This window comes from Haloleucobacter albus (assembly GCF_052492075.1).
The window spans coordinates 208,632-215,752 of record NZ_JBQWAS010000021.1 but is presented as its reverse complement, the minus strand read 5'-3'; the positions used below and the strand labels follow the sequence as shown (position 1 = coordinate 215,752).

General features: G+C 63.3%; 6 protein-coding genes. 2 read left to right on the top strand and 4 right to left on the bottom strand.

From position 1 onward, the window contains the following. Window positions 1-262: 262 nt before the first annotated feature. Together ACT6QH_RS05450 and ACT6QH_RS05445 are read right to left on the bottom strand one after the other, a co-directional pair. On the bottom strand, window positions 263-1,123 hold the full coding sequence (locus tag ACT6QH_RS05450; RefSeq protein WP_444973789.1) for an alpha/beta hydrolase: 861 nt from the start codon (window positions 1,121-1,123) through the stop codon (window positions 263-265). Next, a complete protein-coding gene (locus ACT6QH_RS05445) occupies window positions 1,120-2,397 on the bottom strand; it encodes an amidohydrolase/deacetylase family metallohydrolase (RefSeq protein ID WP_444973788.1) in 1,278 nt (425 codons plus the stop codon). Before ACT6QH_RS05445 ends, ACT6QH_RS05450 begins: the two co-directional genes overlap by 4 nt. A gap of 141 nt (window positions 2,398-2,538) precedes the next feature. On the opposite strand from ACT6QH_RS05445, the gene ACT6QH_RS05440 reads away from it, so the two are divergent. Beyond that, window positions 2,539-3,048 (top strand): MarR family winged helix-turn-helix transcriptional regulator, encoded by a 510-nt coding sequence (locus ACT6QH_RS05440; protein WP_444973787.1) that lies wholly within the window; start codon window positions 2,539-2,541, stop codon window positions 3,046-3,048. Window positions 3,049-3,190: 142 nt separating this feature from the next. On the opposite strand, the gene ACT6QH_RS05435 is transcribed toward ACT6QH_RS05440, so the two are convergent. After that, window positions 3,191-4,813 carry a gamma-glutamyltransferase family protein gene (locus ACT6QH_RS05435; protein WP_444973786.1) on the bottom strand — a complete coding sequence of 541 codons (1,623 nt, stop codon included), beginning with the start codon at window positions 4,811-4,813 and terminating at the stop codon, window positions 3,191-3,193. Window positions 4,814-4,852: 39 nt separating this feature from the next. Next, a complete protein-coding gene (locus tag ACT6QH_RS05430; protein WP_444973785.1) occupies window positions 4,853-5,596 on the bottom strand; it encodes a TetR/AcrR family transcriptional regulator in 744 nt (247 codons plus the stop codon). 182 nt (window positions 5,597-5,778) lie between these two features. Here ACT6QH_RS05430 and ACT6QH_RS05425 point away from each other — a divergent pair, with 182 nt between their 5' ends. Then, a complete protein-coding gene (locus ACT6QH_RS05425; RefSeq protein ID WP_444973784.1) occupies window positions 5,779-7,026 on the top strand; it encodes an amidase in 1,248 nt (415 codons plus the stop codon). The last annotated feature ends 95 nt before the right edge of the window (window positions 7,027-7,121 follow it).

Genomic DNA, 7,121 nt, shown 5'->3' with positions numbered 1-7,121 from the left:
CGATCATGGTGTATCACTTCCTGCAACTCATCATTGTGGGCTTCATCGCCGGGCGTCATGCCTCCCGCGCCGACATGCTGGAGGCCATTGAGGAAACCGCAGCCGAAGAGCCTGCACTGTTGCCCGATGAGACGAAATAGGCTGCACAACATGACAGGGGCGCGCGGACAGCGCGCCCCTTTTTCATCGCCGGTGGACCCCTGAAGCGTCTGCTGCGTGATCTTTCTGCCCTGCGTCTTTTTCTGAAGGGCTGGGAAGGGGCTTATGCCGCATCTCCGCAGACAAGATCGAGGACAGCGCGGGTGAGCAGACCTTCGGGCTGGCGCAGTTGTTCGAGAATGGAGAAATGATCCGCACCCGGAATGGGTAGCAGTGCACCGGGCGCGCCGGCTTCCACCCGCCGTGCGGAGAGTGCGCGGGAATCATGCACCAGCGCAGGCACCTCCGCCGTGCCATAGGCCACGATGAGAGGCGAGTGGGACTGGCGCAGACGCAGCGGGGAGAGTGAGGCGATCTCCGTGCTTGAGAGATCAAGCGCGGCATTCAGGAAGGTGTCGCGGATGGGAGCCAGCTCATACACGCCGGAAATGGCCAGCCCGGCCATTACAGCGGGATGGTGCAGATGCATCACTGCAAGCTGGGCTCCGGCCGACCAGCCGGCGATGACCAGAGGCCCGGCTATGCCATGTTCCGCACCGACACTGGCAAGGAAATCCAGCGCCTTGCCGATATCCGAGACACTCTCGGACAGGCGGGCGCCGGGGGCGAGGCGATAGCCGGCCATCGCCACGGACCAGCCATGGGTCATGAGCCCTTCGGCATAATGGGCGAAGACTTCGCGGGAGTTTTTCTGCCAGTAGCCGCCATGGATGAACACCAGACAGGGGGCGGAAGGGTTTTTCGCTGGAAACAGGTCCAGCTTCTGGCGCTCATGCGGGCCATAGGGTGTGTCCAGCCCGGCCGGATGGGCAGCGCGGAAGGCTTCCGCCGCCACATCGCGCGCGGCCACCCACTGTGGGCTGTTGGCCACAGCGGCATTGTTGTTATAGGCGGCGTCACGCTGCGGCTGGGACAGGGTGTCCCAGATCATCTGTGGCGCGTGCATGTCGGGGGGCGTGCTCATACGACCTCCGGGATGGGCAGGATGGGGGCGTTCGCCTTGAAACAGGCGCCGGCCCGCAGGCAGAAGGCCGGGGTGAGGAGGCGATCCATCTTCACTTCTGTTTTTTCATTATCGCGCAGGACATAGCGGCCCCTATTGTCATCCAGCACGGAGATATCTGCGGTATAACCCACTTTCAGCGCCCCCAGACGATCCGACAGGCCGAGCATTTCCGCCGGGTTGGAGGTGACCATTTTCACCACATGGTTCAGTGGCAGGCCCAGCGCCATCATCGAGCTCATGGCCTGGGTGAGGCTGAAGCGGGCCTGACCGAGGAAGGGGTGGGTTTCCTCATCGGGATGTTTGGCCGGGGTGCCGGCCGGAGACGGCACGCGGGTGTTGTAGCCATGCATGTCCGCCCCCAGTGTGGTGGGCACGACGCCGGCGGCAATGGCCTTGCGGGCGATACGATAGGAAAAGTGGCTGCCATGGCCCACATCCACCTTCAGGCCACGATCCAGCGCCGCCCGGATCACATCATGCACCTTGCCGGTCTTGTCCACGAAGCCGCCGGGATGTTTGGTGAAGGGGTGGGCGAGAATATCGCCTTCCTTCAGCAGTGGAATGACACGCTCCAGAATGGTGTCGGCATCCTCGCCATTCGTGCCGCTTTCCGGCAGGCCCCACAGCGCGCCGAAATGTACATAGAGCGGGATCTCGGCGCGCCGGGCGATCTCCGCCGCCATCACCATTACCTTGATGCCCCAGCGGGCGAAGCCGCCAATCTCGGCATGGCCCTTGATGCCGCGCACGAGATCGCGGTTGGCGATGGCGGAGCGGACGGTGGCGTCCACATCCACGCAATCCGGGCTGTAGAGATTGGGATAATAGTGGCCTTCAAGCCCACCCACGAGATAGGCCGACAGGAAGGAATAGACACGGCTGCGAGAGGGCTCCACCATGAATTTGCGGAAGCCGGGCAAGGTCATGCAGGATGCGCCGCCCTGATCGACAACAGAAGTGACAGCCGAATGCACACCCACCATATCCGGGTTGAGACCGAAGCGGCCGGAGACATACTGGTAAACATGCCCATGGGTATCAATCATGCCGGGCAGGACAAGCTTGCCGGAGACATCAATGGTTTCCAGAGCGGATGCGGCGGGAATGTCGGTTGCGATGGCCGCGATGCGTCCGTCGCGCACGGCCACGTCAAAAATGCCGTCAAGGTCCGACGCGGGAGAGATGACGTGGCCGCTCTTCAAGAGAATGTCGTAGCCTGCATGTTCAGCCATAAGGGCCTCCACCCGGTCTTGCGGAATGTGTCGCGTTAGATATGAAGTATGCTTCGTATTTTCCAAAGCAAGCCGCGTGCCAGGTTTGATCCGAAGCAATCAGAACAGAGGCGCTCAGGTGGTGCAGGGGCAGAAAGCGTGATGAAAAGCGAAGTCTTGTCAAATGGATGCGTGCAGCCTGAAGAGGGTGGGCCGGAAGAGGATCTGGAGCTGTTTGAGCGGCCCGGCTTTCTGGCGCGGCGGGTGCATCAGATCCATGTCAGCCTGTTTTCTGAGCTGTGCAGCGCATACGGCGTGACGCCGGTGCAATACAGCCTGCTTTCAGCATTAAGCAGGCGGAAGGAGGCAGACCAGACCACGCTTGCCCGCATTGTTTCACTGGATCGCACCACCACGACCGGAGCCCTGAAACGCCTTGAGGGACGGGGGTTTGTGCGTCGTGCTGTCTCCCCGACAGATCGTCGCGCCCAGAGCTGTCGGCTGACGGATGAGGGCCGGGCCATTCTGGTGGATATGGAAGAGGCCGCCCAGCGCGCCCATGCCGCCACTGTGGAAATGCTGAGCCCTGAGGAACAGCGACTTCTTATTGATTTAATGAAGAAAATTGTCAAAACACACGGGGCGCGCAGTGGCGGGTTTGGTGTGTCCTGATTTTGCGCAGCATGCTGCATATATTTTGCGCGAAGGGTGAGCTTCCAGCCTCGTTTTGGCGCATGCCGCAGAGGCCCGCCGGGTGGACCCGCGGGCGAACACTGCAATGGATGCGCAGGGCCATGCGATGAGATGGTGGCTTTCAGAAAATGGCGGCTTGCCCGTCACGTCTTGGATCACTGGCCACGGCATAATAGGGTCGGGCAGCCGGGCCCATGCGCCAGATGAACTGGCCCGCGCCGAAATTCTCATAAGGGTTGGCGTCCACCTTCAGGTGGTGCCCGCGCGCGGCGAGGGCTTCAATGGTGAGGGCCGGCATGGTGGCTTCCATATCCAGTTCCAGGCCGGAGTTGAAACGCCAGCGGGGCGCATCGCAGGCGGCTTGCGGGTTCAGGCCATGGTCCAGCATCCGCACCAGCGTTTGCACCTGCCCCTGCGGCTGCATGTTCGCGCCCACCACGCCGAAGCTCATCACGGGTGCGCCGTCGCGGGTGAGAAAAGCCGGAATGATGGTGTGGAAAGGGCGCTTGCCGGGGGTCACCACATTGGGGCTGGCCGCATCCAGCGAGAAGCCATGGCCCCGGTTCTGGAGTGAGAGCCCCCATTCCGGCAGCACCACACCTGAGCCGAAGCCGTTGAAGTTGCTCTGGATGAAACTCACCATCATGCCGGAGGCATCGGCGACAGTGATATAAATGGTGCCACCCTTCACCGGATTTCCGGGGGCAAAGGGCTGGGCCTTTTTCATGTCGATGAGCCGGGCGCGGGCGGCAAGATAGGCGGGGTCAAGCATCTGTTCCGCCGTCACCTCCATATGGGCCGGGTCGGTCACATAGCGATAGACATCGGCGAAGGCGAGCTTCACAGCCTCGATCATGAGATGGTGGGCATCAGGACCGTCCATCTCATGAGCTGCCAGATCGAGCTGGGAGAGAATGCCCAGCGTGATGAGCGCGGTGAGGCCCTGTCCGTTCGGGGGAATTTCATGCAGCTTGTAACCGCGATAGGTGCGCGAAATGGGCTTCACCCATTCCGGGGCATAGGCGGCCATGTCTGCCGCTGTCAGGGCTGCGCCACCGGCGCGGGCGGCCTGTTCGAGCGCATCTGCGATTTCACCGCGATAGAAGGCTTCGCCCCGGCTTTCGGCAATGGCTTTCAGGGTGCGCGCAGCACCGGGCAGGGCAAAGATTTCGCCAATTTCCGGCGCACGGCCATGGGGCAGAAAGGCTTCGGCGAAGCCGGGCTGGCTGGCAATGGTGGGCTGGAGGGCCGCAGCCGCCCATTTGGCCTGCATGACCGTGGGAACGGGATAGCCGTTTTCCGCAATCTCCATGGCCGGTTCCAGCAGATCGGCAAAGGGCAGGCGGCCAAAGCGCTCTGAAAGCGCCACCCAGCCGCCAACAGCGCCGGGCACGGTCACGGCATCCCACCCGCGCTGGGGCGGTCGGGTGGCATCCTGCCCATAGCGCGTGCGGAAATACTCCGGGGTCCAGCCCGCCGGTGCGCGCCCGGAGGCGTTGAGCCCGTGCAACTGCGCCCCATCCCACAGAATGCAGAAGGCATCCGAGCCCAGGCCATTATTGTTGGGCTCCAGAATGGTCATGGCGGCCGCTGCGGCAATGGCGGCGTCCACCGCATTGCCGCCCTTCAGCAGCATGCGCAGGCCGGCCTGACTGCCCAGCGGATGCGAGGTTGAAACCGCATTGCTGCCGAAGACAGGCAGGCGACGGGAGGCAAAGCCGGCATTCCAGTTGAAAGATGTCATCGCAGTTTCCAGAACAGCGGGGAGGGGCGGAAGAATGTGTCAGGCGGCGTCGTTGGGTGTGAGGGCTGGGGCTGTGAAAAAGCACAGCACCATTTCCACCACCTGTGTGCGACGCCGGGCCAGCCAGACCGGATCTCCGAGATCCTGCTGGAACAGCACGGAGAGGGTTTCACGCTGCGCCACATGGGTGATGCAGAGCGCCAGAATGGTGAGATAGAGATCCATGGCCGGCAGGCGGCGGGTGAAGACGCCATCCGCCACGCCCCGCGCCATCAGTGCATCCAGCGCCTGCATCAGAGGCTTCATGGTGTCGTGAATTTCGGGCATGTCGCGGGCAAAGGCGGCCCCGGACATGTTCTCATTGCGGATGATGGCGACAAATTGCGGTGTGTCGCGCAGATAATCAAAAGTGAACTCCACCAGCCGCCTCAGCCCCTCACGCGGGGGAGCGGTTGTCAGGTCCAGTCCCTGTTCCAGCGTGCGCAAATGGCGATAGGTGTGTTCCAGCACCGCGCGATAGAGGCCGTGCTTGTTGCCGAAATAACGGTAGATGAGTTGCACATTCGTGCCGGCCTGCGCCGCGATGCGTTCCACGCGTGCACCGGCGAAGCCATCTCGCGCAAAAGCCTCGCGCGCAGCGTCCAGAATGCGGGCGCGGGTGGCGGCTGAATCCCGCTTCGGGGCCTTGGACTGGACGTGCTGCCGGGCCATCTGTTGTGCCGGCTTTTCGGAGGCAGGCTGTGGGCTGGCGGATTGTTGTGCGCAATCAGGGATCTTGGGCAAGCGACACCTCTTCAGGGGTGGCCGGACGCGATGACGGCTTGATGAATCTTCTTATATGCAAAAATTTACTTACATGCTATGGCTGATACGAAGCGTTGCGCATATTTGGCTTCGAGGCATTGTTTTTCAGGCATTTGCGCGCCCGACGCATTCTCAACCCTTGCCATCAGGGGGCTGCCGCCATGTCGTCTGTCGTCTCGTCCGACCCGTCTTTCACTGCTGGTTCTTTCCCCCTGTCTTCAGGGCAGCCGGATGAGGAGGGTGTTGGCGCTTTCATTCCCGGTCCGCGCGTGCATGTGGCGGGAAGCGCCGACGGTGCGCTGGGCGGCCTGAGTTGCGCCGTGAAGGATGTGCTGGATGTCGCCGGCACCGTAACCGGGAATGGCAACCCGGATTGGGCGCGCACCCATGCTCCGGCCCGTCATCATGCCTCTGCTGTTGCGCGCATTCTGGCAGCAGGCGCGGATGTGGTGGGCAAGACCATCTCTGATGAACTGGCCTATTCGCTGACAGGGGAGAACACCCATTATGGCACACCGCTGAACAGCGCGGCACCGGACCGCGTTCCGGGCGGCTCCTCCAGCGGGTCTGCGGCGGCAGTGGCGGCCGGGCTGGTGGATTTCGCACTGGGCTCGGATTGCGGGGGCTCGGTGCGGGTGCCCTCCAGCTATTGCGGCCTTCTGGGTATGAGGCCGACCCATGGCCGGATCTGTGCGGAAGGGATCGCCCCCTTCGCTCCCAGCTTTGATTGCGTGGGCTGGTTTGCGCGTGATCCGCGTGTGTTTGCCGCCGTTGGCGCGGTCTTGCTGGAGGAAGAAGGGCCGGCCCGGCGTCCCTCACGCCTGCTGCTGGCTCAGGATGCCTTTGATCTGCTGGAAGAGGATGTGCGCACCGCGCTGATGCCGGCCGTGGCACGGGTGGAAGCGCTGCTGGGGAGCGCTACGCCGGTGACACTTTCGCCGGATGGTCTGGCGCACTGGTCTGCCGCCTTCCGCACCTTGCAGGCTGCGGAGATCTGGCAGAGCGTGGGGGCGTGGGTGGATGAGGTGAAGCCGGGTTTCGGCCCCGGCGTGAAGGAACGTTTCGAGGCCGCAGCCCGGCTTGATCCTGCCGAGGTGGATGCCGCCCGTCCGGTGCGTGAGGCGGTGGTGGCGCGCATGGTGGATCTGCTTCCGCCCGGAACGGTCATGGTGCTGCCCTCCACGCCGCGCATCGCGCCGCTGCGTGGCTCTGCTGCGGCGGATACTGAAGTCACCTATCGTCATCTGGCCATGAATCTGTTGTGCACGGCGGGCCTGGCGGGCTTGCCGCAGGTCTCCATGCCGCTGGCGCGCGTGGCAGGTGCACCGATTGGCCTGTCCCTTCTGGGTCGTCGCAACAGCGATCTGGAACTGGTGACGCTGGCCGCGTCGATCTGCGCGGCTGGCTGACAGGCCCGCCGGGCGGCGCGGGGGCCGCCCGGCACCTTTTCAAGCCTGAAAAGGCGGGGGGATGTATGGTGCTCCGCCTTGGGGAATATTCTGTC